At 72.8% G+C, this 26,033-nt stretch carries 26 protein-coding genes; 9 read left to right on the top strand and 17 right to left on the bottom strand.

Going from position 1 to position 26,033, the window contains the following annotated elements:
* Window positions 1-94: 94 nt before the first annotated feature.
* From AC5L30_RS15655 to truB, 7 genes are all read right to left on the bottom strand, one after another.
* A complete protein-coding gene (locus AC5L30_RS15655) occupies window positions 95-565 on the bottom strand; it encodes a GNAT family N-acetyltransferase (RefSeq protein ID WP_494868018.1) in 471 nt (156 codons plus the stop codon).
* 67 nt (window positions 566-632) lie between these two features.
* Window positions 633-1,400: a 4-hydroxy-tetrahydrodipicolinate reductase gene (dapB, locus tag AC5L30_RS15650; RefSeq protein ID WP_494868017.1), complete on the bottom strand. Its 768-nt coding sequence runs from the start codon at window positions 1,398-1,400 to the stop codon at window positions 633-635.
* A gap of 92 nt (window positions 1,401-1,492) precedes the next feature.
* The gene (locus tag AC5L30_RS15645) at window positions 1,493-2,890 is read right to left on the bottom strand and encodes a M16 family metallopeptidase (protein WP_494868015.1); all 1,398 of its coding nucleotides are present in this window, start codon (window positions 2,888-2,890) and stop codon (window positions 1,493-1,495) included.
* Window positions 2,891-2,937: 47 nt separating this feature from the next.
* On the bottom strand, window positions 2,938-5,328 hold the full coding sequence (locus tag AC5L30_RS15640; protein WP_357183024.1) for a polyribonucleotide nucleotidyltransferase: 2,391 nt from the start codon (window positions 5,326-5,328) through the stop codon (window positions 2,938-2,940).
* Window positions 5,329-5,554: 226 nt separating this feature from the next.
* Window positions 5,555-5,824 carry a 30S ribosomal protein S15 gene (gene rpsO, locus AC5L30_RS15635; protein ID WP_030337594.1) on the bottom strand — a complete coding sequence of 90 codons (270 nt, stop codon included), beginning with the start codon at window positions 5,822-5,824 and terminating at the stop codon, window positions 5,555-5,557.
* A gap of 199 nt (window positions 5,825-6,023) precedes the next feature.
* Window positions 6,024-6,953, bottom strand: coding sequence for a bifunctional riboflavin kinase/FAD synthetase (locus AC5L30_RS15630; RefSeq protein ID WP_494868013.1), 930 nt, complete (start codon window positions 6,951-6,953; stop codon window positions 6,024-6,026).
* Window positions 6,954-7,029: 76 nt separating this feature from the next.
* Complete coding sequence (gene truB / locus AC5L30_RS15625; protein WP_210815812.1) at window positions 7,030-7,914, bottom strand: tRNA pseudouridine(55) synthase TruB; 885 nt, start codon at window positions 7,912-7,914, stop codon at window positions 7,030-7,032.
* A gap of 202 nt (window positions 7,915-8,116) precedes the next feature.
* Here truB and AC5L30_RS15620 point away from each other — a divergent pair, with 202 nt between their 5' ends.
* Window positions 8,117-8,419, top strand: coding sequence for a hypothetical protein (locus AC5L30_RS15620; protein WP_494868011.1), 303 nt, complete (start codon window positions 8,117-8,119; stop codon window positions 8,417-8,419).
* A 10-nt stretch (window positions 8,420-8,429) separates the two neighbouring features.
* A complete protein-coding gene (locus tag AC5L30_RS15615) occupies window positions 8,430-9,434 on the top strand; it encodes a hypothetical protein (RefSeq protein ID WP_494868009.1) in 1,005 nt (334 codons plus the stop codon).
* Between the two features lie 20 nt (window positions 9,435-9,454).
* On the opposite strand, the gene AC5L30_RS15610 is transcribed toward AC5L30_RS15615, so the two are convergent.
* The 10 genes from AC5L30_RS15610 to rimP all read right to left on the bottom strand — a co-directional run bounded on the left by AC5L30_RS15610 (window position 9,455) and on the right by rimP (window position 19,238).
* Window positions 9,455-10,777: an MATE family efflux transporter gene (locus AC5L30_RS15610; RefSeq protein ID WP_494868007.1), complete on the bottom strand. Its 1,323-nt coding sequence runs from the start codon at window positions 10,775-10,777 to the stop codon at window positions 9,455-9,457.
* Window positions 10,778-11,265: 488 nt separating this feature from the next.
* Complete coding sequence (locus AC5L30_RS15605) at window positions 11,266-11,475, bottom strand: DUF6186 family protein (RefSeq protein WP_181539437.1); 210 nt, start codon at window positions 11,473-11,475, stop codon at window positions 11,266-11,268.
* Complete coding sequence (locus AC5L30_RS15600; protein ID WP_354973924.1) at window positions 11,475-11,882, bottom strand: hypothetical protein; 408 nt, start codon at window positions 11,880-11,882, stop codon at window positions 11,475-11,477. Before AC5L30_RS15600 ends, AC5L30_RS15605 begins: the two co-directional genes overlap by 1 nt.
* A gap of 103 nt (window positions 11,883-11,985) precedes the next feature.
* Window positions 11,986-13,035, bottom strand: a complete 1,050-nt coding sequence (locus tag AC5L30_RS15595) for a DHH family phosphoesterase (protein ID WP_494868005.1) — start codon at window positions 13,033-13,035, stop codon at window positions 11,986-11,988.
* The gene (gene rbfA / locus AC5L30_RS15590; protein WP_355581514.1) at window positions 13,032-13,532 is read right to left on the bottom strand and encodes a 30S ribosome-binding factor RbfA; all 501 of its coding nucleotides are present in this window, start codon (window positions 13,530-13,532) and stop codon (window positions 13,032-13,034) included. Before rbfA ends, AC5L30_RS15595 begins: the two co-directional genes overlap by 4 nt.
* A gap of 126 nt (window positions 13,533-13,658) precedes the next feature.
* The gene (locus AC5L30_RS15585) at window positions 13,659-13,955 is read right to left on the bottom strand and encodes a DUF503 domain-containing protein (protein ID WP_030489481.1); all 297 of its coding nucleotides are present in this window, start codon (window positions 13,953-13,955) and stop codon (window positions 13,659-13,661) included.
* Window positions 13,956-14,045: 90 nt separating this feature from the next.
* Window positions 14,046-17,066 carry a translation initiation factor IF-2 gene (gene infB, locus AC5L30_RS15580; protein WP_494868002.1) on the bottom strand — a complete coding sequence of 1,007 codons (3,021 nt, stop codon included), beginning with the start codon at window positions 17,064-17,066 and terminating at the stop codon, window positions 14,046-14,048.
* A 93-nt stretch (window positions 17,067-17,159) separates the two neighbouring features.
* Window positions 17,160-17,492, bottom strand: a complete 333-nt coding sequence (locus AC5L30_RS15575) for a YlxR family protein (protein ID WP_081884157.1) — start codon at window positions 17,490-17,492, stop codon at window positions 17,160-17,162.
* Between the two features lie 16 nt (window positions 17,493-17,508).
* A complete protein-coding gene (gene nusA / locus AC5L30_RS15570; protein WP_355430982.1) occupies window positions 17,509-18,552 on the bottom strand; it encodes a transcription termination factor NusA in 1,044 nt (347 codons plus the stop codon).
* The gene (gene rimP / locus AC5L30_RS15565; RefSeq protein ID WP_358088831.1) at window positions 18,549-19,238 is read right to left on the bottom strand and encodes a ribosome maturation factor RimP; all 690 of its coding nucleotides are present in this window, start codon (window positions 19,236-19,238) and stop codon (window positions 18,549-18,551) included. Before rimP ends, nusA begins: the two co-directional genes overlap by 4 nt.
* Before the next feature lie 155 nt (window positions 19,239-19,393).
* Between rimP and AC5L30_RS15560 the strand changes: the two genes are divergently transcribed.
* From AC5L30_RS15560 to AC5L30_RS15530, 7 genes are all read left to right on the top strand, one after another.
* A complete protein-coding gene (locus AC5L30_RS15560) occupies window positions 19,394-19,921 on the top strand; it encodes a hypothetical protein (protein WP_494868000.1) in 528 nt (175 codons plus the stop codon).
* The gene (locus tag AC5L30_RS15555) at window positions 19,918-20,355 is read left to right on the top strand and encodes a ferritin-like domain-containing protein (RefSeq protein WP_494867998.1); all 438 of its coding nucleotides are present in this window, start codon (window positions 19,918-19,920) and stop codon (window positions 20,353-20,355) included. Before AC5L30_RS15560 ends, AC5L30_RS15555 begins: the two co-directional genes overlap by 4 nt.
* A gap of 52 nt (window positions 20,356-20,407) precedes the next feature.
* Window positions 20,408-21,010, top strand: a complete 603-nt coding sequence (locus AC5L30_RS15550) for a PadR family transcriptional regulator (protein ID WP_494867997.1) — start codon at window positions 20,408-20,410, stop codon at window positions 21,008-21,010.
* Complete coding sequence (locus tag AC5L30_RS15545) at window positions 21,007-21,741, top strand: ABC transporter ATP-binding protein (protein ID WP_225855205.1); 735 nt, start codon at window positions 21,007-21,009, stop codon at window positions 21,739-21,741. Before AC5L30_RS15550 ends, AC5L30_RS15545 begins: the two co-directional genes overlap by 4 nt.
* A complete protein-coding gene (locus AC5L30_RS15540; protein ID WP_494867996.1) occupies window positions 21,738-24,515 on the top strand; it encodes an FtsX-like permease family protein in 2,778 nt (925 codons plus the stop codon). The genes AC5L30_RS15545 and AC5L30_RS15540 overlap by 4 nt, the downstream gene beginning before the upstream one ends.
* Window positions 24,516-24,590: 75 nt before the next feature.
* Entirely contained in the window at window positions 24,591-25,091 is a 501-nt protein-coding gene (locus AC5L30_RS15535; RefSeq protein ID WP_494867994.1) for a nitroreductase/quinone reductase family protein, read from the top strand.
* Between the two features lie 210 nt (window positions 25,092-25,301).
* Window positions 25,302-26,030: a nucleotidyltransferase domain-containing protein gene (locus AC5L30_RS15530; protein ID WP_494867993.1), complete on the top strand. Its 729-nt coding sequence runs from the start codon at window positions 25,302-25,304 to the stop codon at window positions 26,028-26,030.
* Window positions 26,031-26,033 lie beyond the last annotated feature (3 nt).

Raw genomic sequence — 26,033 nt, 5'->3', positions numbered from 1 at the left:
ACCAAGCCGGACGGTCCCGCGATCTTGCGGTTTCGGTTGTCGGGATGGGTGCGATGTCGCTCATGTCGCGGCAGAAAGTGCAAGATCGCGGGGCTCAGGGGGTTAGTTCGGCGATCAGCTCGTCGTCGTCGACCGCGCCGGTGGGGTGGAAACCCAGGGAGGTGTAGAGGGTCGCTGCCGGGGTGTTGTCGGGGTGGTACGAGAGGCGGACCGGGGGGTTGCCGTCGCGGGCCGCCAGCCAGGGGGCCAGCGTCCGCACGGTGGCCCGGCCGACGCCCTGGGCCTGCTCGGCGGCGTCGATGAGCATGCCGCCGATCCAGTGCGAGCCGTCGTCGTCCACACCCCACATGACGTGGCCGACGACACGCTCGTCGGCGTAGACCGCGAGCGAGTTCCACACCTCGGAGCGCATGCTGAGCAGCAGGTAACGGGCCCCCAGCGCGGCCACGAACCGGCGCTGGTCGTCGCGCGGGGCGACGTCGGCCACCGCCCGCCAGTTGTCGTCGTCGACCGGCCGCAACGTGACTCGCCGCCCGGCCCGGTCCGCATGTCCACCATCGATCATCGGGGCAGCCTAGGGGCGGCCGGACCCGCGCCGCGACCAGGTTTCGCCCCGGAAGGAGCCGGATCGGTCAGCCGAGCAGGGCGTCCAGGCCGACGGTGAGGCCGGGGCGGTTGCGCACCGCGCGGACGGCCAGCAGCACACCCGGCATGAACGACACCCGGTCGTACGAGTCGTGCCGAATGGTCAGCGTCTCGCCGGTGCCGCCGAAGAGCACCTCCTGATGGGCGACCAGGCCGGTGGCGCGCACCGCGTGGACGCGTACTCCGTCGATGTCGGCGCCGCGCGCACCCGGCACCTCGTCCTTGGTGGCGTCCGGGACCGGGCCGAGGCCGGCCTCGGCGCGGGCCAGGGCGATCTGCCGGGCGGTGTGGGTGGCGGTGCCGCTCGGGGCGTCCAGCTTGCGCGGGTGGTGCTGCTCGATGATCTCGACGGACTCGAAGTGTCGGGCGCCACGCGCGGCGAACTGCATCATCAGCACCGCGCCGATGCCGAAGTTCGGGGCGATGACCACGCCCACCCCGGGCTGGTCGGCGAGCCAGCCGCGCACCTGCTCCAGCCGCTGCTCGGTGAAGCCGGTCGTGCCGACCACCGCGCTGATGCCCTGCTCGATGCACCACCGGAGGTTGCCCATGACGACGTCCGGCGTGGTGAAGTCGACGACCACCTCGGCGGCGGAGACGGCGGAGCGGCTGTCGCCCTGGTCGATCGCCGCGGCGAGGGCGAGATCGTCGGCGGCGTCAACCGCCTTGCAGACCTCGATGCCCATCCGGCCGCGCGCACCAAACACGCCGACCCGCAGCTGCTGGGCCGGGGGCTTCTCCTGCTCGTCAGTCACGGGCACAACCTATCCCAATCAGGACGTGCCCCTTCGGCCGGATCCGCTGCGCTCCACCGGCCGGATGCCTCGACCAGGCCGGGCGGCAGACCTCAGACCGCGAAGTCGCCAGCGCCGAACGGACCCACCACGGCCAGCGACATCGGGCGGCTGAGCAGCTCGGCGGCGAGGACGTTCACGTCCTCCACGGTGACCTCGTCGACCCGGCGGAGCAGCTCGTCGACCGGCATCAGGTCGCCGTAGAGCAGCTCACCCTTGGCCAGCCGGCTCATCCGCGAACCGGTGTCCTCCAGGCCGAGCACGAAGGAGCCCTTGCTCATCCCCTTGCCCCGGGCCACCTCGGCCTCGGTCAACCCGTCGGCGGCCACCCGGGCCAGCTCCGCGCGGGTCAGGGCCAGCACCTCGTCCACCTTGCCGGGAGCACAGCCGGCATAGACGGCGAACAGGCCGCTGTCGGCGTACTGGCTGGCGTAGGAGTAGACCGAGTACGCGAGACCGCGCTGCTCGCGGATCTCCTGGAACAGGCGGCTGGACATGCCGCCGCCGAGCACGTTGTTGAGCACCCCGAGGGCGAACCGTCGATCGTCGAGCCGGTCGATGCCGGGGCAACCGAGGATGACGTGGGCCTGCTCGGTCTCCTTCGGCTCCACCAGGGTGGTCGCCGGCTTGGTGCGTACCGCCGGGGTCGCCGCGCGGTGCGGCGCCGGGCTGGCCGGGTCGCTGTCCAGCGGGGTGCCGCGCACGGCCTGACGGACCAGCTTGACCACCGCGGCGTGGTCGAGGTTGCCGGCGGCGGCGATGACGATCTGCGGCGCGGTGTAGCGACCCCGGTAGAAACTCTGGATCTGCCGGCGGGTCATCGGGGTGACGGTCTCCGCGGTGCCGGAGATCAGCCGACCCAGCGGGTGATCGCCGTAGACGGCCTGGACGAAGAGGTCGTGCACCTCGTCACCCGGCTCGTCGTCGTGCATGGCGATCTCCTCCAGGATCACGCCGCGCTCGGTCTCGACGTCGGCCGGCTCCAACAGCGAGTCGGCCACCAGGTCGCACATCACGTCGATCGCCAGCGGCAGGTCCTCGTCCAGCACGCGGGCGTAGTAGCAGGTGTATTCCTTCGTGGTGAAGGCGTTGGTCTCACCACCCACCGCCTCGATCTGCGAGGAGATCTCCAGCGCAGTGCGCTTGTGGGTGCCCTTGAAGAGCAGGTGTTCGAGGAAGTGCGCGGCACCGGCCTGCGGGCCGGTCTCGTCGCGCGAGCCGACCGCCACCCAGATGCCGAACGAGACGCTGCGCATCGCCGGGATCGCCTCGGTGAGGACACGCAGGCCGCTGGGCAGCACGGTACGTCGTACCGTGCCGCCCAGCGGGTCGTCGCTGAGCGTCCGGGTCACCGCGCGGGCGGTGCCGCCGGAGCGGCCCGCCCCGGTGTCCCGAGACGCAGCCACCCCCCGTCGATCCGGTGGAAACGGCGCGCTGATGGCCCGACTCACGTCTTGCTCCCGGTTCGACGAGGGGTGGGTGATGCGTTGTACGACGGTCAGCTGTGCCGGGTCCGACGGCGCGGACGCTCGCCGCCCTCGCCACCCTCGCCGCCGCCGCCGTTGCCGCCCTCGCCGCCGCGCTCCGGGCCACGCCCGCCACGGTCGCCGCCACGCTCACGGTCGCCGCGGTCACGCGGAGCCCGGTCGCCCCGGTCCCGACCAGCCGGCCGGTCGCCAGCGGCGGCCTCACCGGCGGCCGGAGCCTCGGTGCCCTCCGGGCGGACCTTGTCGAGGTAGATCTTGCCGCGGGCGTCGATGTCCGCGATCTCGACCTCGACCCGGTCACCGACGTTGAGGAAGTCCTCAACGCGCTCGACCCGCTTGCCGTCGCCCACCTTGGAGATGTGCAGCAGACCGTCACGGCCCGGCAGGAGCGAGATGAACGCGCCGAACGCGGCGGTCTTGACCACCGTGCCGAGGAACCGCTCGCCCTGCTTCGGCAGCGTCGGGTTGGCGATGCCGTTGATCCGGTCGACGGCCGCCTGGGCCGACGGGCCGTTGGTGGCGCCGACGTAGATCGTGCCGTCGTCCTCGATGGAGATCTCGGCGCCGGTCTCGTCCTGGATCGCGTTGATGGTCTGCCCCTTCGGGCCGATCACCATGCCGATCTTGTCGACCGGGATCTTGACGGTGGTGACCCGCGGCGCGTAGTCGGACATCTCGGCCGGAGCCTCGATCGCCGCCTTCATGACCCCGAGGATGACCTGCCGGGCCTCGTTCGCCTGCTGCAACGCGGCGGCCAGCACGTCCGACGGGATGCCGTTGAGCTTGGTGTCGAGCTGGAGCGCGGTGACGAACTCCGGGGTGCCGGCGACCTTGAAGTCCATGTCACCGAACGCGTCCTCGGCACCGAGGATGTCGGTCAGCGTCACGTACTGGGTCTTGCCGTCCACCTCGTCGGAGATGAGGCCCATCGCGATGCCGGCGACCGGCGCCTTCAGCGGGACACCCGCGGAGAGCAGGCCCAGCGTCGAGGCGCAGACCGAACCCATCGAGGTGGAGCCGTTGGAGCCGAGCGCCTCCGACACCTGCCGGATGGCGTACGGGAACTCCTCGCGCGACGGCAGCACCGGGATCAGCGCGCGCTCGGCGAGGGCGCCGTGGCCGATCTCGCGACGCTTCGGCGAGCCGACCCGGCCGGTCTCACCGGTCGAGTACGGCGGGAAGTTGTAGTTGTGCATGTAGCGCTTGCGGTTCTCGGGGGACAGCGTGTCCACCATCTGCTCCATGCGGAGCATGTTCAGCGTGGTGACACCCAGGATCTGGGTCTCGCCCCGCTCGAACAGCGCCGAACCGTGCACCCGGGGCAGCACGCCGACCTCGGCGGTCAGCGCCCGGATGTCGCGCGGGCCACGCCCGTCCATGCGGACCTGCTCGCGCAGCACGCGGTTGCGCACCTCGGACTTGGTCAGCGACCGGAAGGCGGCGCTGAGCTCCTTCTCCCGACCCTCGAACCGAGCGCCCAGTTCCTCGGCGACCCGGGCCTTGACCCGGTCCAGGGCCTCCTCGCGGTCGGCCTTGCCGGCGATGGTGATCGCCTCGGCCACGTCGGCGCGGGCCAGCTCGGAGACGGCGTCGTACACGTCGTCCTGGTAGTCCAGGAAGACCGGGAACTCGGTGACCGGCTTGGCGGCGACCTCGGCCAGCTCGCTCTGCGCGCGGCACAGCTCACGGATCGCCGGCTTGGCGGCCTCCAGGCCGCTGGCGACGACCTCCTCGGTCGGGGCGGTGGCACCGGCCGAGATGAGGGCGACGGCGTTCGGGGTGGCCTCGGCCTCGACCATCATGATCGCGACGTCGCCGTCTTCGAGCGTGCGGCCGGCCACGACCATGTCGAAGGTGGCGCGAGCCAGCTCCTCCAGGGTCGGGAAGGCGACCCACTGGCCGTCGATGTGAGCGACGCGGGTCGCCCCGATCGGGCCGGAGAACGGCAGGCCGGAGAGCTTGGTCGACATCGAGGCGGCGTTGATCGCCACGACGTCGTACGGGTGCTGCGGGTCGAGCGCGAGGATGGTCTCGACGACCTGGACCTCGTTGCGCAGGCCCTTGACGAAGGACGGGCGCAGCGGCCGGTCGATCAGCCGGCAGGTGAGGATCGCGTCCTCGCTGGGCCGACCCTCGCGGCGGAAGAACGAGCCGGGGATGCGGCCCGCGGCGTACATCCGCTCCTCGACGTCGACGGTCAGCGGGAAGAAGTCGAACTGCTCCTTCGGGTGCTTACCGGCGGTCGTGGCGGAGAGAACCACCGTCTCGCCCAGCTGGGCGATGACGGAACCGGCGGCCTGGCGAGCCAGCCGGCCGGTGGAGAAGGTGATCTCGCGGGTGCCGAAGGACCCGTTGTCGATCACGGCGGTGCGGGATTCGGTGCCGAGTTTGGTCTCGGTCATGTGCTGTCGTGCTCCTTCGCGTCGTGGGCCCACGACATCGGGGAGCTGCTCAGCCGGCCGGTCTTCGATCGAAGCGCCCGGGTGGCCGGCATGATGCCGGGTTCCCGGGGGCCACTACCGGAGACCGGTACGCTGACCGGCTCCCTCTCGGGTGGTCGCGCGGCCCGTGTTTCCTCAGGTGGGACGCGGTACGGGGGAGCGGCCGTCCGGCCACTCCCCCGTCACGTCACCGGCGCAGACCGAGCCGCTCGATGAGCGACCGGTAGCGGGCAATGTCCTTCTTCTGGACGTAGTTGAGCAACCGACGGCGCCGGCCGACCAGCAGCAGCAGCCCACGGCGGCTGTGGTGGTCGTGCTTGTGCACCTTCAGGTGCTCGGTCAGCTCGGCGATCCGCTTGGTGAGGACCGCGACCTGGACCTCCGGCGAACCGGTGTCGCCCTCGGCGGTCGCGTACTCCGCGCGGATGCTGGCCTTGGCTTCCTGATCGAGCGCCATGTTCTCCCTGTTTCGATGGGTTGATCAAGTGGGTGTCCGTCGTCCCGATGGACCGGGAACGGACCGGTACCTCGCACCCGCGGCGTCGAGCAGGCACGCGAGGCCCCACGCCGGTCACCCGACGTCCCGGCAAGACTACCAGCACTCGCCGGTAACACCCGGCGAAGGGCCTCGATGGCGACCCGTCACCCCACCACGATCAGGCCAGAGCGCGCCGGGTGCGCTCGACGTCCTGATTCATCTGGGCGATCAACGGCTCGATCGAGTCGTACCGGATCTGACCACGCAGGTGCGCCACGAAGTCCAGGGCCAGCCGCTCGCCGTACAGGTCGCCGGAGAAGTCCAGCGCGTACGCCTCCACCCGCCGCTCCCGGCCGGAGAAGGTCGGGTTGGTGCCCACGGAGACCGCCGCCAGCAGCGGCTCACGCTGGCCACGGCGGATCAGCCGGGCCGCGTACACCCCGTCGGCGGGCACCGCCGCGTACCGGTGGCAGAGCAGGTTGGCGGTGGGGAAGCCCAGCTCCCGGCCCCGCTGGTCGCCGCGGACCACGACGCCCTCCACCCGGTGTGGGCGGCCCAGCGCGGCGGCCGCCGCGCCCACGTCGCCCGCGTCGACGCAGGACCGGATGTACGTGGAGGAGAAGACGGTGCCGTCCTCGGCGACCAGCGGGCCGCCCTCCACGCCGAAGCCGAACGTCTGACCCAGCCGCTCCAGCAACGCCACGTCGCCGGCCGCCCGGTGCCCGAAGCGGAAGTTGCTGCCGACCACCACCAACGCCGCGTGCAGGTGCTCGACCAGGACGTCGTGCACGAACTGTTCGGCCGGCACCCGGGAGAACTCCGGGGTGAAGGGCACCACGCAGAGCACGTCCACGCCGAGCGCCTCGATCAGCTCGGCCTTACGCGCCGGCTCGGTGAGCACCGCCGGGTGCGAACCGGGGCGGACCACCTCGGCCGGGTGCGGGTCGAAGGTCACCACCACCGACTGCACGCCCAGCTCACGGGCCCGGGCCACGGCGTGCCCGATCGTCGCCTGGTGCCCCTTGTGCACGCCGTCGAAGACGCCGATGGTGACCACCGAGCGTCCCCACCCGCCGGGCGCCGCGTCGTAGCCCCGCCACCGCTGCATGCCGTTCCTCTCTGCTGTCCCGCCGGCCGGCGGGTCGACACCGCCGGCTGCGGGCCGGCGGACCTGCGCCCCGCTGTCAGGCCGGGGCGAGCACGATCTCCGCCCGAGCCCGCCCGTCCCGCTCGCTGACGATAGCGATCAGACCGCCGGCCGGCCCGAAGACGGCGTACGGCCCGGTGAGGCCGGCCGGGTCGAGTGGTCCGCCGTGGGCGAGCACCCGGGCCTCGTCGGGCGTGGCCTCCCGGCGCGCGAAGAACCGGTCGGCCGCCGCGTCCAGTGGCAGGTTCACCACGTCCGGGGCGCGCTGCTCCAACTCGTCGAGGGTCGCCGCCTCGGCGAGGGTGAAGCCACCCACCGCGGTGCGCCGCAACGCCGTGAGGTGCCCGCCGACGCCGAGCGCCAGGCCGGCGTCCCGGGCGATGGCCCGGATGTACGTGCCGGAGGAGCAGGTCACGTCCACATCCACGTCCACCACGTCCGGCTCGGTGCGGCGGATCGCCAGCACCTCCAACCGGGAGATGGTGACCCGCCGCGCCGGCAGCTCGACGCTCTCACCGTCGCGGACCCGCTTGTACGCCCGCTGCCCGTCGATCTTGATGGCGCTGACCGCGCTCGGCACCTGGTCGACCTCGCCGCTGAGCCCGGCCAGCGCCGACCGGATCGCGTCGTCGGTGACCTGACCGGCCGGCACGGTGGCGGTCACGTCACCCTCGGCGTCGTCGGTGACGGTGGTCTGGCCGAGCCGGATGGTGCCGGCGTAGCTCTTGCCCGCGCCGATCACGTAGGTCAGCAACCGGGTGGCCCGACCGACACCGATCACCAGCACGCCGGTCGCCATCGGGTCGAGGGTGCCGCCGTGCCCGACCCGCCGGGTCTTCGCCAGTCGGCGGATCCGCGCCACCACGTCGTGCGACGTCATGCCGCCGGGCTTGTCGACCACGATCAGACCATCGGTGCTCACGTCGGCCAAGCCTGCCAGATGGCCGGTACCCGAGAGTGCGTGGGCAGGCCCGTCGTGACCGCAGCCTCCACTCACGGGGTCTGAGCCGGCCTGTCGGGACGGGGCGTCCATTTCGACGGAAGGTCGAGTGGGGCAGCCGGCCGACCGTCATGGATGCGAAGATCATCCGCCCGATGCCGTCGCCAAGGGACCAGGACCGCCGATGACCTCCGACCGACCTCCCGGCCACGAGCACCGCGCTCGCGTCGACCTACCGCAGTGGATGCGGCAGCCGACGCCGAAGCGGCGGACCCCGGCGCGCTACGTCGACGACCTGATCGAGGGCCGGCCGGCGCTCCGGGCCGCCCGCCGGGCGCTGTGGCACTGGCGCGCCCGGACCAGATGGAGCGAGTCACATCCGCACATCGTCGCCGTGCTGTCGTTCGTCGTGGCAGCCGTCCTCGGGACCGCCCTGGTGACCGGCACCTACTACCTGCTCGCGCTGGCCACCAGCGGCGAATACTGACGGAGGAACCATGGAGAGCACCACACCGACGGACCCGGTCGACCCACCACCGCCGCCCGCCGCGGTGGCGCAGGTCAACCCGGTGCAGCTACCGGAGTGGCTGCGGTCACCGCAGACCGAGCACCAGCCCACCGGGTGGGACCGGGTCCGCTTCTTCTCGGCCCGGCACAACGGGGCGCTACTGCTCGGCTTCGGCCTGGTGCTGACCGTGCTGATGGTCGTCGGCGGGGTGGTGTTGGTCGGTCGAGTTGCCGATGGTGTCTCCGCATCCGCATCCGCCTCGGCAAGCCCCACGCCGAGCCCGACCCCGCCGGTGAGCAGGGTCGGCGAGCCACGGGACCTGTTCGCCGGGTCGCCGGCGGCCTCCTTCGCGCCGGGTGAGCAGGCTGTGCGCATGCCTGCGGCTAAGGCCACCGGGCCGTTCACCGCGGCCCAGGTGCGGGCCGCGCTGGAGTCGGTGCGCAAGGCGTTGATCAAGAGCCGGCTCGACACCTCGATGTTCATGGGTGATCCGGAGCCGTTCCTCGCGCTGCTCGCCCCGGATGCCCGCGAGCGGCTCCGGCCGGACTTCACCAGCAACAGCTTCCTGCGGTACGCGACCCGGATGGCATCGCCGTCGGAATGGGAGCCCGGCGCCCGAGCCGACGGCCGGGTCAGTTACCGGGCCACCACCGAGGAGAAGGGGATCCGACTGTTGGAGGTTTCCACGGAGTTCGTGTGGGCGTACCCGTTCGACGTTGACTCGCGGGCACCCGCCGGAGCGGCCGTGGTGGCGGTCCGCGACCGGGTGGTCTGGCAGGTGCCGCACCCGGACGACGTGCAGGCGTCCTCCAAGGGTCTGTGGCTCGGTTCGGCGGAGGCCATCACCTGGAACGCGGACTGCGCTCAACTGCGGGACGGCTGGGTCCGCGAGCAGTACTGGTTGGCTGCCCTGCACGGGAAGCGGATACCCGCGGGTGACCCGGGCACCATCTTCGACCTCGGCGCGCCCGCGCCGACCACCATGCGCTGCTGACCGGCCGGCCCCGCGACCGGTCAGCGGACCGCGCCGGTCACCGCCCACCTGCCGTCGCGCAGGCGCAGCAGCAGGGCGACCAGCCGGATCACCACGAACAGGGTGAGCCCGGCCCAGATGCCGCCCAGCCCGAGATCGAGCACGTACGCCAGCCAGATGGCCGGCAGGAAGCCGCCGAGCGCCGCCACGATGGTGAGGTTGCGCAGGTAACGCACGTCGCCAGCGCCGATCAGCACGCCGTCGAGGGCGAACACCACCCCAGCAAGCGGCAGCATGACGACGAACCACGGCCAGGCCACCATGGCCTGCTCGCGTACCCCCGCATCGGAGCTGAACCACGACGGCACGACGCCGGCGCCGGCGGCGACGAGCAGCGCGAAGCCCACGCCGCAGACGCCGCCGAGCAGCCCGATCCGACGGGCGAGCGCCCGCGCCCCCGCGTCGTCGCCGGCGCCGAGCGCGGCGCCGACCAGGGACTGCGCGGCGATGGCGAGGGCGTCGAGCACCAGCGCGGTGAAGAACCAGAGTTGCAGCGCGATCTGGTGGGCGCCGACGGCGGCGGCGCCGAAGCGGGCGGCGACGGCGGTCGCGGACAGGAAACTGGCCTGGAACGCCAGCCCACGGATCAGCAGGTCCCGGCTGAGCACCAGTTGCTGGCGAATCACGCGGGGTTGGGGTCGCAGCGACACCCGCTCACGGACCAGGGCGGCGGCGAAGAGCAGCCCGCAGAGCGTCTGCGCGACGACGTTCGCCACCGCCGAGCCGACCAGACCCAGCCCGCCGGGGTAGACCAGCAGCGGGCAGAGCAGCGCGGAGAGCAGGTTGGGGCCGAGCACGAAGAACAACGGGCGGCGAGTGTCCTGCACACCGCGCAGCCAGCCGTTGCCGGCGGCGGCGAGCAGCAGGCCGGGAGCGCCGAGGGCCGCGATCCGCAGCCACTGCGCGGCGGCGTCGGCCACCTCGCCACCACCACCAGCGAGGGTACGAGCGAGCGCGCCGCCGCCGACCTGCATGCCGATCGCGATCAGCAGACCGACACCGAACGCCAACCAGGACGACTGGACGCCCTCGGCGACCGCGGCTGCCCGGTCACCCGCGCCGAAGCGCCGGGCCGCGCGCCCGGTGGTGCCGTAGGCGACCACGGTGCCCACCCAGGCGGTGAGCGTCATCACCGTGCCACCGACGGCGAGCGCGGCGAGCGGCACCCGGCCGAGGTGACCGACCACGGCGGTGTCGACCAGCACGTAGAGCGGCTCGGCGGCGAGCACCACGAGGGCCGGCAGGGCGAGCGTGGCGATGCGCCGGGGCGAGGCGGACAGGTGGGCGGTGGCGGCGTGGTTCATCGCCGTCGATCCTGGCATGGCTGCGGTAAGGATCGCAATCCCGCCGACTGCTTACCTCATCGGCGGTTGGCGCGCGGGCTCGTCGCGGCTCCCCCGCGCAGCGCCTACCGCTGACCCGGGCAGATCACTGCCGGGTGTCCATCGACGTCTGCAGCGCGCGGCGGGCCTGCTCGCGGGCGTCGTCGGTGGTGGTCTCAGGCTTGGGCTTGTTCGGCATGGTGGCGCTCCTCTTCCAGGGCGCGAGCCGCCGACACGCGGCGACCCTCACGGGCGGTCGTGCTGAGCACCCCACGGCGGTCCGGGATTACCGGAGCAGCCGACTGGGCAGCGTGAGCCCGGGTCGATCCGACCCTGGAGGGAGGCGGCACGGGGTGTGGCACCACCGCCCATGACCTGCACCGCCAGGCGGTACCGGCCTTCTCCCAAGTTATCGTTCAGGTCCACATACTGCTTACGGTTCCCGCCATCTGGACAGCCAGCAACCCGGCTCAGCGGGCCAGGAAGTGCCAGCCCAGCCACCACCAGAACCCGAACAGACCGATCCGGCCCACCGGCACCGAGCCGACCTCGTAACGCATCACGTATGCGCAGACCTCGCCCAGGGTGGGGATCCGGGACCCCTCCCGCCGGGCCATCCACTCGACCACCGCGAAGAGGACCAACGCGGCGAGGAAGCCGCCGATCGCAAGCGCTCGCATCATCGCCGCACCAGCCCCCAGAAGGCGGCCAACCAGGCGAACCAGGCCGCCGAGCGGGTCAGGTGATCCTCCAGGAGAGGGTCGGCCAGCCGGGAGAAGGTGGGAAAGTCATCGCCGGCAGCCAGCACGAAGGTCACGCCCTCGAAGACCCCGAAGACCACCACCGGCACCGCCCACCAGGCCGCCCCCGTGCCCAGCCGGCGCGGTGCCGGCCGGCGGGGCACCCGGTTGCTCAGACCGAGCCAGATCAGCACCCCACCCGTGCCGAGGGTGAACAGATTCGCCTCGGTGGAGAAGGACGCGAACCGGCCACCGACGAGCGACAGGCAGACGAGGACGGGAACGGAGACGGCGGGCCGGTCCCAGGCGCGGGGGGCCTCCACGGTGAGGTCGTGCGGCTGCTCCATCCCGCAATTCTTCCCGGTCTCACGAAGCGCGGGAAGACCAACACTCCCCGGAGCTGACCCTGATCTTCCGGACCGGCCGATCGATGACGGTCGAAGGCCGGGGTCAGCCGATCAGCGCCGCGTCCAGCTGGCCGCGGATCGACTCGATTACCTGCTCGGCGGTGCCCCGACCGGTGAACCCGGCCGCGAACGTGTGCCCACCACCGCCCAGCGCGACCGCGACCCGACTGACGTCCACCGCGCCCTTGCTGCGCATCGACACCGCCCACTCGGCGGGCCTGGTCTGCTTCACCACACAGCTCACATCCGCCTCGGCGGTGCACCGCACCGAGTCGATCAGCGCCTCCAGCACGTACGGCCGCTGGTCGTGCCGGGCCAGATCGTCCAGCGTGGCGAAGGTCCAGACCAGTCCCCGCCCCCCGGCGGCGGCCGGCTCCAGCCGAGCGCGGCCGAGCACCTCACCGAAGAGGCGGACCGCGCCGAAGGGCCGGGTGTCGAAGACCCGCCGGGAGATGTCACCCGGTGAGATGCCGGTCGCCAGCAACCGGGCGGCCATCTGATGCACCGCCGGAGTGGTCGCCTCGAACCGGAACGAGCCGGTATCCGTGGTCAGCGCCACGTAGAGGCACTCGGCGATGGCTGGATCCACCACCACCCCGAGCCGGGCCAGCAACTGTTCGGCCACGACCGACGTGGCCGCCGCACCCGGGTCGACCAGGTTGACCGTGCCGAAACCGGGATTGGAGGCATGGTGGTCGAGCACCAGCGCCGCACCCGCCGACGACAACCGTCCGGCCAACTCGCCGAGGCGCGACTCGCTCGCCGCGTCGAAGCAGATCACCAGATCGGGTGCCGGATCGGCGGCGTCCGCCGGGACCAGCAGGTCCAGCCCGGGCAGCCCACGGAACGGCTCCGGCACCTCCGGCGGCCCGGGAAAGGTCGCCTGCACGTCGCGTACGCCGAACTGCCGCAGGCCCAGACCGAAGCCGAGCATGCTGCCCAGCGCGTCGCCGTCCGGGTTGATGTGGCAGATCAGCAGCACCCGGCCGGTCGGCGGGAGAGCCCGCACCAACGCCTCGGCCGCGGCCCAGGCCGCCTCGGTGGGGCCGAGCCCGGCCGCCCCGGCGAGCGGGGCGTTGGCGGTGCTGGTCACCGCGTTTCCCCACCCCGCGGGGTCTCCTTGACGTCAGCGGCCTCATCGGCCTCGTCCGTCTCGTCGGCCTCATCCGTCTCGTCGTCCACCCGGTACGGCTGGGCTTCGCCCGCGTACTTCGCCTGGGCGGCGAGCCGCTGCACCTCGGCGTCGGCGTTGCGGGCGGCGGCGAGCAGGTCGTCGATGTGCTTGACCTGGTCCTGCACGTCGTCGAGGACGAACGTGAGGGTCGGCGAGTGGCGCAGCCCGAGCGCCTTGCCGACCGTGCTGCGCAGCAGCCCCTTGGCGCTCTCCAGCGCCGCCGCGGTGTCCGCCTGGGCCACCGAGTCACCGAGCACCGTGTAGAAGACCGTCGCATCACGCAGGTCAGCGGTAATCCGGGCATCGGTGATGGTGATCATCCCGAGCCGCGGGTCCTTGATCTGGCTCCGCACCACCGACGCGACCAGCTCACGCACCCGTTCCGCGTGCCGGCGTACCTTGGCCGGATCAGACATCTCGCCACCTCCACGGCGTCCTGCTCCCGGTCGAACCGGCGGCCCGGAGGCCGCCGGCCGACCGGCCAACATCTCGAACACTACCTTCGCGGCCGCTCCGGTCGCCCGGCACGGCCGGCACCATGGTCAGTCGTCGTCGACGCCGTAGAGCCGGCGGCGGACCGACAGCAACTCGACCTCGGGGCGACCGGCCACCAGGCGCTCACAGGAGTCGAGCACCTCGCGGACGTGCGCCGTTTCGGCGGCCACCACGGCCACCGCCAGTTGCGCTCGACCATGCAGGTCGAGCGCACCCACCTCGGCGGCCGACACCTCGAAGCGGCGCAGCGCCGCCACGATCGGCCGTACATATGATCTCTTGGCTTTGAGCGACCGGGAGTCGCCCGGCAGCAGCAGGTCGAAGACCGCGGTTCCGGTGAACATCGTCCCGGACGATACCGCCAACCCGCCCCGCATGATCAAGGGGTTTACGCCGAGTGGCGTAAACCCCTTGATCAGCGTGTCACTGCCGGATCAGGCGCGAACCTTCTCCCGCATCTCGAAGGTCTCGATGACGTCGCCGACCTGGACGTTGTTGTAACCACCCAGGGTCAGACCACACTCGAAGCCCTCGCGGACCTCGGTGGCGTCGTCCTTGAACCGCTTGAGCGAGGTGATCGTGAGGTTGTCCGCCACGACCGCCCCGTCCCGAAGCAGGCGAGCCTTCGCGTTGCGTCGGATGACACCCGACCGGACGATGCAACCGGAGATGTTGCCGATCTTGGACGAGCGGAAGACATCGCGGATCTCCGCGCTGCCCAGCTCGGCCTCCTCGTACTCCGGCTTGAGCAGGCCCTTCAGCGCTGCCTCGATCTCCTCGATGGCCTGGTAGATGACGGTGTAGTACCGGATCTCCACGCCCTCGCGGTCGGCCATCTCACGGACCTTGTTCGAGGCCCGCACGTTGAAGCCGATGATCGTGACCGGCTCGGACGAGGCGCTCGCGAGCATGACGTTGCTCTCGGTGATCGCGCCGACGCCCCGGTCGAGGACCTTGAGCTGGACCTCCTCGGGGATGTCGAGGTTGAACAGCGCGTCCTCGAGAGCCTCCACCGAACCGGAGACATCGCCCTTGAGGATGAGGTTGAGCGAGGTCTTCTCGCCCTCCTTGAGCTGCTCCATGAGCGTCTCGAGGGTGGCCCGACCACGGGAGTTGGCGAAGGACGCCGCCCGCCGCCGTGCCTGCCGCTGCTCGGCGATCTGCCGCACCGTGCGGTCGTCCGCCGCGGCCAGGAACGTGTCTCCCGCACCGGGCGGCGCGGTCAGACCCAGCACCATGACCGGACGCGCCGGCCCAGCCTCGGTGAGCTGGTTGCCGTTCTCGTCGAGCATGGCCCGGACCCGGCCGTGCGCCCCACCGGCGACGATCGAGTCGCCCGCCCGCAGGGTGCCCTTCTGCACCAGCACCGTCGCCACCGCACCGCGACCCTTGTCCAGGTGTGCCTCGATGGCCACACCCTGCGCCGGCCCGTCGATCGGAGCGGTCAGCTCCAGCGACGCGTCGGCGGTCAGCAGGACGGCCTCGAGCAGCTCCTCGATGCCGACGCCCGGCTTGGCTGCCACGTTGACGAACATGGTCTCGCCGCCGTACTCCTCGGCGACCAGGCCGTACTCGGTCAGCTGCTGGCGAACCTTGTCCGGGTTGGCGTCCGGCTTGTCGACCTTGTTGACCGCGACCACGATCGGCACGTCGGCCGCCTTGGCGTGGTTCAACGCCTCGATCGTCTGCGGCATCACACCGTCGTCGGCCGCGACGACCAGGATCACGATGTCCGTGACCTGGGCACCACGAGCACGCATGGCGGTGAACGCCTCGTGACCCGGGGTGTCGATGAAGGTGACCGCCCGGTCCTCGCCCTCGTGCGGGACGTGGACCTGGTAGGCACCGATGTGCTGGGTGATGCCACCCGCCTCACCGGCCACGACGTTCGCCTTACGGATGGCGTCGAGCAGCTTGGTCTTACCGTGGTCGACGTGACCCATGACGGTCACCACCGGCGCACGGCTGACCAGACGCTCCTCGGCCACCTCCGCGTCGAGGTCGATGTTGAACTGCGCGAGCAGCTCGCGGTCCTCGTCCTCCGGGCTGACGATCTGGATGTCGAAGCCCAGGTGCTCACCCAGCAGGTGCAGGGTGTCGTCAGAACAGGACTGGGTCGCGGTCACCATCTCGCCCAGGTTGAACATCTCCTGGACCAGCGAACCCGGGTTGGCGTTGATCTTGTCCGCGAAGTCGGACAGCGAGGCGCCACGGGAGAGCCTGACGATCTGACCCTGACCCCGGGGAGCACCCGAGCTCATGGTCGGAGCCGACAGGTTGTCGAACTCCTGTCTGCGCTGCTTCTTGGACTTGCGACCGCGCGTCGGCCGACCACCCGGACGCCCGAAGGCACCCGCGGCGCCGCCGCCACGGCCACGACCGCCCGCACCCGGACGACCGCCGCCACCGGCCGGACCACCCGGACGGAAACCGCCACCGGGAGCACCCGCACCGCCGCCGGGACCGCCACGGTAGCCACCGCCACCGCCGGCACCCGCGCCGCCACCAGGGCCGCCTCGGTAACCGCCACCGCCACCGGCGCCACCGCCGGGACCGCCACGGAAGCCACCGCCACCGCCACCGGGACGACCAGCGCCACCGCCACCGGGGCGACCAGCGCCACCGGGACCGGGGCGACCGGCAGCCGGCCGCTGGCTCGGCATGGACGCCGGGCTGGGCCGCGGCGGCATGGAGTTCGGGCTCGGCCGCGGCGGCATGCCCGCCGGGCTGTTGGGCCGAGGGCCACCCGCACCGGCGGCCGGGGGCCGCTGCTGCTGGCCACCCTGGATGCCGAACGGGTTGTTACCGGCACCGCGCGCCGGCGGACGACCGCCCGGACGGGCGCCCGGACCGGGAGCCGGCGTGCTCGGACGAGCTGCCGGCGAACCGGGACGGGGCGGCATCGCCGCGGGACCCGGCCGAGGGCCGGGGCGGTTGCCGCCGTCTGCCGGAGGCTCCCGGCGAACGGGGTTGTCCCGCTGCTGCTGGCGGGCGGCCTGCGCGGCCTTGACCGCGGCCTCCTGCTCAGCCTTCAGCGCGGCGGCACGCGCCTCCGCGGCCGCCACCTCGATGTCGTGGGCACTCGCCGGCTTGGCGACCGGGGTCGCCGTCTGCGGCGCACCGGGAACCGGACCCTTGGGCTTCGGACCGGGTGCCGGCGCGGCCGGCCGCCGAGGCGGCATCGGCTTGGCCGAGACCCGGGGCGCGCCCGGGGCCGGGGATGGCGTCGGGGTCGGGTTTGAAGCCGGCGTCGACGCGGGCGCCGACGGGGCGGCCGGAGCCGGGGCTCCGGCGGACGCGACGAATGCGTTACGCAGCCGCCGGGCGACGGGCGCCTCGACGGTGCTGGACGCGGACTTCACGAACTCGCCCATTTCCTTCAGCTTGGCGAGAACGGTCTTACTCTCGACCCCGAGCTCTTTTGCAAGCTCGTGTACGCGGGCCTTGCCTGCCACTGCACTCCTCACTCCGAGGTCGTGCGGGCAGCACCCGCAGCGACCTCACTCGTGCACTTGAAGCCTGGTCATTTCAGGGACTTCATCGTGTGCTCATGTCGGTCGTCCTACCCTGCTAGCGACCCTCGCCCGGTCGGGCTGACCGGACGTAGTGGTTGGCGCATCGACGTGCTCCGCCAGCACACCGTGGTCAAGGACCTCGGTGCTGCGCAGCGCACGCCCAAAGGCGCGGCGCCGCACCGCCAGCGCGAAGCAGGCCGGATCCGGGTGCATGTTCGCTCCCCGACCCGGCAGCCTGCGGAGCGGATCAGGCCGGAGGCTGTGACCAGCCTCGTCCCTGACCGCCACGATCCGCAGCAATTCGCTGGCCGGCGCACGTTGCCGGCAACCCACACAGGTGCGCTCCGGCTGCGCGCGTCGTACCACTGGAGGAAGTCTACCCCTAGCTGCCCGAGATCGCGCCGCCCGGCTCCCGCACGTGATCAGTTACCCCGCGCGCTGCCGGTGCGGTCTGCTCCGCGTCGGACCGAATGTCGATCCGCCAACCGGTCAATCGGGCCGCGAGTCGGGCATTCTGCCCCTCCCGACCGATCGCGAGCGAGAGCTGGAAGTCGGGAACCGTCACCCGGGCGGCCCGACCGGCCAGGTCGACCACCTCGACCCGCAGCGCCTTGGCCGGCGACAACGCGTTGCCGACGAAGGTTGCCGGGTCGTCCGACCAGTCGATGATGTCGATCTTCTCACCGTGCAGCTCGCTCATCACGGCGCGGACCCGCTGACCCATCGGGCCGATGCAGGCGCCCTTGGCGTTCACCCCGGGGGTGGTGGAGCGGACGGCGATCTTCGTGCGATGGCCCGCCTCACGGGCGATCGCGCCGATCTCCACGGTGCCGTCGGCGATCTCCGGCACCTCCAGCGCGAACAGCTTCTTGACCAGAGCCGGGTGCGACCGGGACAGGGTGATCTGCGGCCCGCGCATGCCCTTGGCCACGTGCACCACGACACAGCGGACCCGCTCACCGTGCGCGTACCGCTCGCCGGGCACCTGCTCGGACTGCGGCAGCACGCCCTCCAGCTTGCCCAGGTCGACGCTGACGATGCCCTTCTCGGTACGCGTCTCGTGCGCCTGCACCACGCCGGTGACCAGGTCACCCTCGCGGCCCACGTACTCGCCGAAGTGCACCTCGTCGGTGGCCTCCCGCAACCGCTGGAGGATCACCTGCTTGGCGGTCATCGCGGCGATCCGGCCGAAGTCGTGCGGGGTGTCGTCCCACTCCCGCACCAGGCTGCCGTCGGCATCCATCTCCTGCGCGTACACCAGGGCGGCGCCCGACTTGCGGTCGATCTCCACCCGGGCGTGCGGTTCGGCGCCGTCGGTGTGCCGGTAGGCGGTCAGCAACGCGGTCTCGATCGCCGCGAGAATCGTGTCGAACGGGATCTCCCGCTCGCGCTCGAGTGCGCGCAGCGCCGCGAGGTCGATGTTCACCTCTCCTCGTCCTCCACATCATCTTCGTCGTCGATGTCGTCTGAATCGTCGATGTCGTCGGAATCGTCCGCGTCGTCGAACTCGTCGTCCGGCTCACCCAGCTCGGCGAGCCGGGTGAACTCGACCTGCACGCGGCCGGGGCCCAGCTGGGCGTACGCCCAGGCGGCACGGCCGTCGTCGGTCTCCAGGTGCACGCCCTCGTCGTCGGCCGCGACCACCCGGCCGGTCAGCTGACGGTCACCGGCGGGCTGCTCGCCACGCTGGCCGGGCAGCGCGGCCGCGCCCCGGACGGTGACCTTGACCAGTCGGCCCACGTTGCGCCGCCAGTGGCGGGGCAGGGTGAGCGGCCGGTCGACGCCGGGCGAGCTGACCTCGAGCTGGTACTCGCCGGCGACGATGTCGCCACCGGTCTCCTCCGCGGCGTCCAGCGCGGCCGAGACCGCGCGGGAGACGTCCGCGACGGCGTCCAGGTCAATCCCGCCGTCGGTGTCCACCATCACCCGCACCACGTGCCGGCGGCCGGCCCGGGAAACTGACAGGTCCTCCAGGTCGTAGCCGGCGTCGTTGACCACCGGCTCGATCACGGCCCGCAGTCGGGTCCGCCGCGCGGCGAGGTCACCGCCGCGGGGACCCGCGGCATCGCGGGGTCGACCCGTCGGCCTGGTGGCACGGCCACGCTGCGTCATCTCCGCACCCTCTCCCTGGTCGACGGGGACCGGTCGTCCCGCCATGCCGGCACGCCACCGGAGTGGACACGCCGGTGGTTGCGCAGAGCGTAACGCGCCTGCCCGGCGGCGGACCGGGCGGCGCACCGACGCCGGTGCCCCCCGGACCGGCGAGCATGGTGTTGACTTGGCCGGTGGGGATCGACAGAACGACACAGCGCGACCAAGCGTCCGGACATTCCCGGCGAAAGCTCCTGAGTGCCGGGGCGCTGCTGGTGCTCGGCGGTGCCGTGACACCGCTGACCGGCTGTGATCTTTTCGACCGCGACGACCAACCAGCCCCACCGCCCGACCCGCTGCGGCCAATGGTGGACGAGTCACTCGCACTGGCCGCCGCGTACCGGGCGAGCGCGACCGCGCATCCCTCACTCGCCGACCGGCTCAACCCGATCGCCGAGGCGCACACCACGCACGCCACCGAGCTGGCCCGGGTGATCGGCGTGACCCTGCCGTCGGCCGCCTCCGCCGCCCCGACCACCGCCCCGGCAGCCGATCCGAACGGGGCGCGCGCCGCCCTGCGGGCGCTGGAGAAGACCGCCCAGCAGTCCGCCACCGCCGCCTGCGCCGCGGCGCCCGCGGAGCGGGCGGCGCTGCTCGGGTCGCTCGTCGCCGCCCGGGCCACCCACCAGGAGGCACTGAAGTGAGGCAGCCGTCCGCCGGGGAGGCGCTCGCCGCCGCCCTGTCCGCCGAGTACGCGGCCATCTACGCCTACGGGCGGATCGGGGTCCGGCTCAGCGGAGGGGCGCGGGACGCGGCACGTCAGGCGGAGGCCGCGCATCGACGCCGCCGCGACGCGCTGGTGGTGCAGCTCACCACGGCCGGGGGCGTCGTCCCGCCGGACCGCGCCGGGTACGCCCTGCCGTTCCCGGTCACCGACCGGGCGAGCGCCCTGCGGCTCGCCGCCGAGGTGGAGGAGCGCACGGCAGCGCACTGGCGGGCCGCCCTGGCGTCCACCACCGGTGCCGACCGGGACCAGGCGCTGGCCGCCCTGGTTGAGTACGCCGTACGGGCCACCCGGTGGCGCAAGACCGCCGGGCTGACCCCGCTGACTGTCCCGTTTCCCGGTCGACCGACCTGAACCGGTCCACTCCGGTTGCGGTGCGCATACCAGGTATGCATACTCCGTTGCCATGTCCATCCGTCACGGGTTGCTCGCCCTGCTCGAACGCGGCCAGATGTACGGCTACCAGCTGCGCGCCGCGTTCGAGGAGTCGACCGGCTCGACCTGGCCGCTGAACATCGGGCAGGTCTACACCACGCTGTCCCGGCTGGAACGGGACGGTCTGGTGCGCCCGCTGCCGGAGAGCGAGGCCGGGCAGCGCCCGTACGAGATCACCGACGCCGGCCGGGCGGACCTGGCGCTGTGGTTCGCCACCCCGATCAGCCGTACCGACCGACCCCGCGACGAGCTGGCGATCAAGCTGGCGCTGGCGCTGACCACCCCCGGCGTCGACGTCAGGTCGGTGGTGCAGGCCCAACGCAGCGCGACGATGCGGGCCCTGCAGGAGTTGACCCGGTTGAAGTACGGCAGCAACCGGCCGGAGGACCTCCCCTGGCGGCTCGTGCTGGACTCGATGGTGTTCCAGGCCGAAGCCGAGGTGCGCTGGCTCGACCACTGCGAGACCAGTCTGGTCCGGCACCAGCCCAGCGGCCCGGCGCCTCCCCCTCCCCGACCCGGGGACGCCGACGCGCGGGACGCGGCTCGATGGACCGGCGAGGAGGCACGACGGTGAGCGGGTCGGACGACGCGGTGCTGGAGCTACGCGCCGTCCACCGCACCCACGGCGCCGGGCCGGCGGCGGTGCACGCGCTGCGCGGCGTCAGCCTGGTCGTCCGGCCTGGCGAGTTGGTCGCCGTGATGGGGCCGTCCGGCTCCGGTAAATCGACCCTGCTGGCTCTCGCCGGTGGGTTGGACCGCCCGACCGGCGGCGAGGTCCGGGTCGAGGGGCAACCGCTGGGGGCACTGGACCGCCGCGGGCTGGCCCAGCTGCGCCGCCGCCGGATCGGTTACATCTTCCAGCAGCTCAACCTGCTGGGCAGTCTGAGCGCACTGGAGAACGTGGCGCTGCCGTTGGAGCTCGACGGGACCAGCGGACGGCGGGCCCGCGCGCTGGCCATGGCCGCGCTCACCGAGGTGGGCCTGCCGGCGTTGGGTGACCGCTTCCCGGACCAGCTCTCCGGCGGGCAGCAGCAGCGGGTGGCGATCGCCCGCGCGCTGGTGGGCGAACGCCGGCTGGTGCTCGCCGACGAGCCCACCGGGGCGTTGGACTCCCAGACCGGTGAGGCGGTGCTGCACCTGCTGCGCCGCCGGATCGACGCGGGCGCCGCCGGAGTGCTGGTCACCCACGAGGCGCGGCACGCCGGCTGGGCCGACCGGGTGGTGTTCCTCCGCGACGGCGTCCTGGTCGACACCACGGCGCCGCTGGGCAGTGTCGAGCAGTTGCTGTCCGGCAGCGACCGGTGATCATCCGTCGTCCGACGCGGGCCCCCGGTCGGGCCGACGCCGCGACGACGCGACCGGTCGCGCCGCCGGCCCCGGTCGGTCGACGGCGGTTCGCCGAGCTGACCGGGTCCTGGCGGGCGGCGCTGCGAATCGCCCGGCGGGAGTCACGCCGGTCCCGGCGGCGGACCGCCCTGGTGCTCGCGATGATCGCCATGCCGGTCGCGGCGCTGGCCTTTCTGGCGGCGAGCTACGACATGGCCGAGCTGACCCCACAGGAGCGCGTCGAACGCCGGCTCGGCGTGGCCGACGCCGAGTTGCAGTGGATCTCCAGCGGACCGGTGAAACAGGACGGGTGGGGTGAGGGCTGGTACACGCAGGACGGCGCGCTCCCCGCACCGGTCACCGCGGCCCAGGTGACCGCACTGCTCGGGCCGGGCAGCCGGGTCACCGAGGTGCGTCCCGACGTTCCGCTGACACTGCGCGGCCCGCACCGCGACGAGGTCGTGAACGGTCGGGTGCTGGATCTCACCGATCCGCTGGCCCGCGGGCTGGTGCGGTTCCGGGCCGGCCGGGCGCCGCAGCAGCCCGGTGAGGTCGCGGTCAGTCCGGTGGCGCTGCGCCGCCTCGACCTGCGCCTCGGCCACGCCGTCGCCGCGGCCGACGGAAGCAGGGCGTACACCGTGGTGGGGGTTGTCGAGTTTCCCGACAACCTCGGACCGGTCGTGGCGCTGCACCCGGGGGCCGTGCCGTCGACCGGTCCGGAGCCGGACGGTGTCTGGCTGGCGGACGTGCCGGGCACCGTCGATGCGGCGCTGGTGTCCCGGCTCAACGACCGTGGGGTGGTGGTCACCGCGCGACACCGGATCGGCTCGGCGACCGGAGCGGACCAGACGTGGTTCGGGTCGATCATCGGGAGCAGGCCGGACGACCTGAGCACCGGCGTCCTGATCGCCGGCCTCGGGCTGCTGGAGGTCGTCCTGCTGGTCGGGCCGGCCTTCGCCGTCGGCGTCCGTCGCCGCCGCCGGGATCTGGCGCTGGTCGCGGTGGCGGGCGGGGACGCCGCACAGCTTCGCCGGGTCGTGCTGGCCGACGGTGTGGTGCTGGGGGTGCTGGGGGCCGCCGCCGGCCTGCTGGTCGGTGTCGGCGCGGCGTTCGCCGGTCGCCCGCTGATGGAGCAGTACGTGTTCAGCGCCCGCTTCGGCGGCTACCGCTGCTGGCCGAGCGCGCTGGTCCTACTCGCTGGCGTCGCGGTGCTGGCCGGGGTGCTCGCCGCGCTGGCACCGGCCTGGACCGCCGCCCGCCAGGACGTGAGCGCCGGGCTCGCGGGGCGTCGCACCCCGGCGCAGTCCCAGGGTCGGTGGTTGGCTCTCGGGCTGACGCTGGTGGCCGGCGGGGCGGGGCTGGCGGCGTTCGGTGCCACCCGGACCTCCCCGGCGGTGATCCTCACCGGGCTGATCCTCGGCGAGTTGGGCCTGGTCTGCTGCACACCCACGCTGCTCGGGGCGCTGGCTCGCCTTGGCCGGGTGTTGCCGCTGGCACCACGGATCGCGTTGCGCGATGCCAGCCGCAACCGGGCCGCAGCGGCACCGGCCATCTGCGCCGTGATGGCCGCCGTCGCCAGCAGTGTCGCCCTCGGCGGATACCTGGCCAGCGACGGCGCCCGCGACGCGCGCGCGTACCGGCCGGCGCTGCCGACCGGCCACGTAATGGTCAACCCGATCGGATCGGCGGGGCATCCCACGCTGGCTCAGATCACCGACGCCGCCCGGAATCAACTCGGGGCCGGCGCCGTCGCCCCGGTGCAGACACCGAGCTGCGGGACGGGACGCACCGGCTACTGCGACGTCGCACCAGTGCTCCCACCGACCCGGGCCTGCCCCTGGCAGCCCGGCGTTCAACTCCCCGCGGCGCAGCGCCAGCAGGCCCGCGCCGATCCCCGCTGCCGGATCCGCGAGATTGACTACCTGGGCGGCTACGTGGAGGCCGGAGTCGACGACGGGACCGCACTCCCCCTGCTCACCGGCGTGGACCCGGCGACGACCGCCGCCGCCACGGCCGTGCTGCGCGCCGGTGGCGTGGTGGTGACCGATCCGCGCTACCTGCACGACGGCCTGGTGACTGTCCGGGTCAGCAAGGTGGAGGCCGGCCCGGACCGGGAGACCACCGTCCAGGACCTTCCGGGGTACGCGCTGCCCCGGGCGACCGGCCAGTCCCGTCTGCTGCTGTCCGCGACCGCGGCCCGACAGCTCGACCTGAGCTGGTCCCCGACCGGCTGGGTGATCGGCACCACGACCTTGCCCGACGAGGAGCGACAGGCACGGTTCGCCGCCGCCCTGCGGCCCTTCGGGACGCTCTCGCTGAGCGTGGAGACCGGCGGCGCGCCGAGCGACGTCTCACCGCTGCTTCTGCTGCTCGCGGCGGCGGCCGGGCTGATCACGGTGGGGGCGGCCGGGGTCGCCACCGCGCTCGCCGCCGCCGAGGGGCGCGCCGAGTTGACCACCCTCGCGGCCGTCGGCGCGGCCCCAGCGGTACGCCGGCTGCTGGCGATCTGCCAGGCCGGCGTCATCGCCGGTCTCGGTTCGGTGCTCGGCATCGTGGCCGGCCTCGGCACCGCCGCGATCGTGCTGGTCTCGGTGAACCGGCAGTACGCCAGCGACTGGCCGGTGTCCGAGCCGTACCCCTTTCTGGTGCCGTGGCCCGCGCTCGGGGTTCTGGTGCTGGTGCCGGTGGTGGCGATGCTCGGGGCGGGCCTGTTCACCCGGGCCCGGCTGCCGATCGAACGGCGGCTGGACTGACTGATCCACCGGGTGGGCCGAAAGGGAACCGGGCGGGGGTGCCGCCGGGGTCGGGCAGCCGGCAGACTGATCGGCGTGTCAGTGCTGGGAAGAGTCACCCGTCGGCTCGGTCATCATCGTTGGTTCGGCGCGGCCGCACGTCTGTTGGTCCCCGCCGACCGGGTGGTCGGTCGCCTCACCCGGGGCCGGGTGGTCGCGCTCGGTCTGATCCCGTCCCTGGTGATCACCACGACCGGCCGCCGCTCCGGCAAGCCCCGCAGCAATCCCCTGGTCTACGTCCCCGACGGTGACGCGTACGTGGTGATCGGCTCGAACTGGGGGCAGACCCACCACCCCGGTTGGGCGATGAACCTGCTGGCCGATCCCACCGCCGAGGTGGACGTGAAGGGCCGGCGGGTCGCGGTGCGGGCCGAGCGGGCGACCGGCGCCGAACGGGAGCGGTTGTGGCAGTTGCTGGTCACCGAGTGGCCCGCGTACCGCACGTACGTGCAGCGGGCCGGCGGCCGGGAGATCCACATCTTCCGGCTGGCCCCGACCGGGCGCGGCGCGCCCGACGCTCCGCCGTCGGCTGGCTAGGCTGACGCTCGGTAGCCAAGGCGAGGTGGTTCCGTGAGCGCGAGGAGTGAGCCGGGGTTGCGAGCCCCGCAGCCGCAAACAAAGGCAGTCCCGTGAGCGCGAGGAGTGAGCCGGGGTTGCGAGCCCCGCAGCCGCGAACAAAGGCGGTCCCGTGAGCGCGAGGAGTGAGCCGGGGTTGCGAGCCCCGCAGCCGCGAACAGCGATGGCCCGGTGAGCGAGCGGGCCGGTGTCGACCGGGGTCTCGACGATCGACGGTGGACGGTCGCGGAGCGGGTCGCCGAGGCGCTCCGGCGGCGGTTCCCGGCCGATGTGCTCGCGATCGCGGTGCACGGGCCCCTGGCGCACGGTGACGACGACGGCGGTGGGGACCGCGAGGCGGGAATGCTGGTGGTCACCTATCGGCCCGGGACCGGGCCGCCGCCGGCGACCCGGCGGGTGGACGGGGTGCTGGTCGATCTGACCGTGGCCGCCGCCGAGGACTACCTGGCGCAGGCCCGGGTGCTCTCCCCGCTCTGGCCGCTGACCGCCGACCGGTACGTCACCACGCAGGCGTTGCACGATCCGACGGGCTGGTTGCGGACGTTGCGCGACGAGCATCTCGGCCGGCTGGCTCGGGCCCGGCCGGCGGAGTTCAGCACCGCGGCCCGGCAGGCGTGGTACCGGGGCAGCGCGGCGCACTCCCGGGCTGCCCGGCTCGCCGAGTGGTACGAGACCGATCAGGCTCTGCTGATGCTCGGTGAGGCCCGGCTGGCGGCGGCCACGGTGACGGGTCTGCTGAGCCGCACCTACTTCCGTGACCCGGGGGACGCGGTGCGGCGCACCGGGTTGGCCGGGGCCGACATGACCGAGGTGGGTGTGGTGCTGGCCCGGCAGGCCGAGGAGTTGGCGGCCCGTGGTCGTGCGGTCGACGGCACGGTCGACGAGCTGCTCAGCACCTGAGGC

Source organism: Micromonospora sp. BQ32 (assembly GCF_059358895.1).
This window is presented reverse-complemented; position numbering and strand designations above follow the sequence as displayed.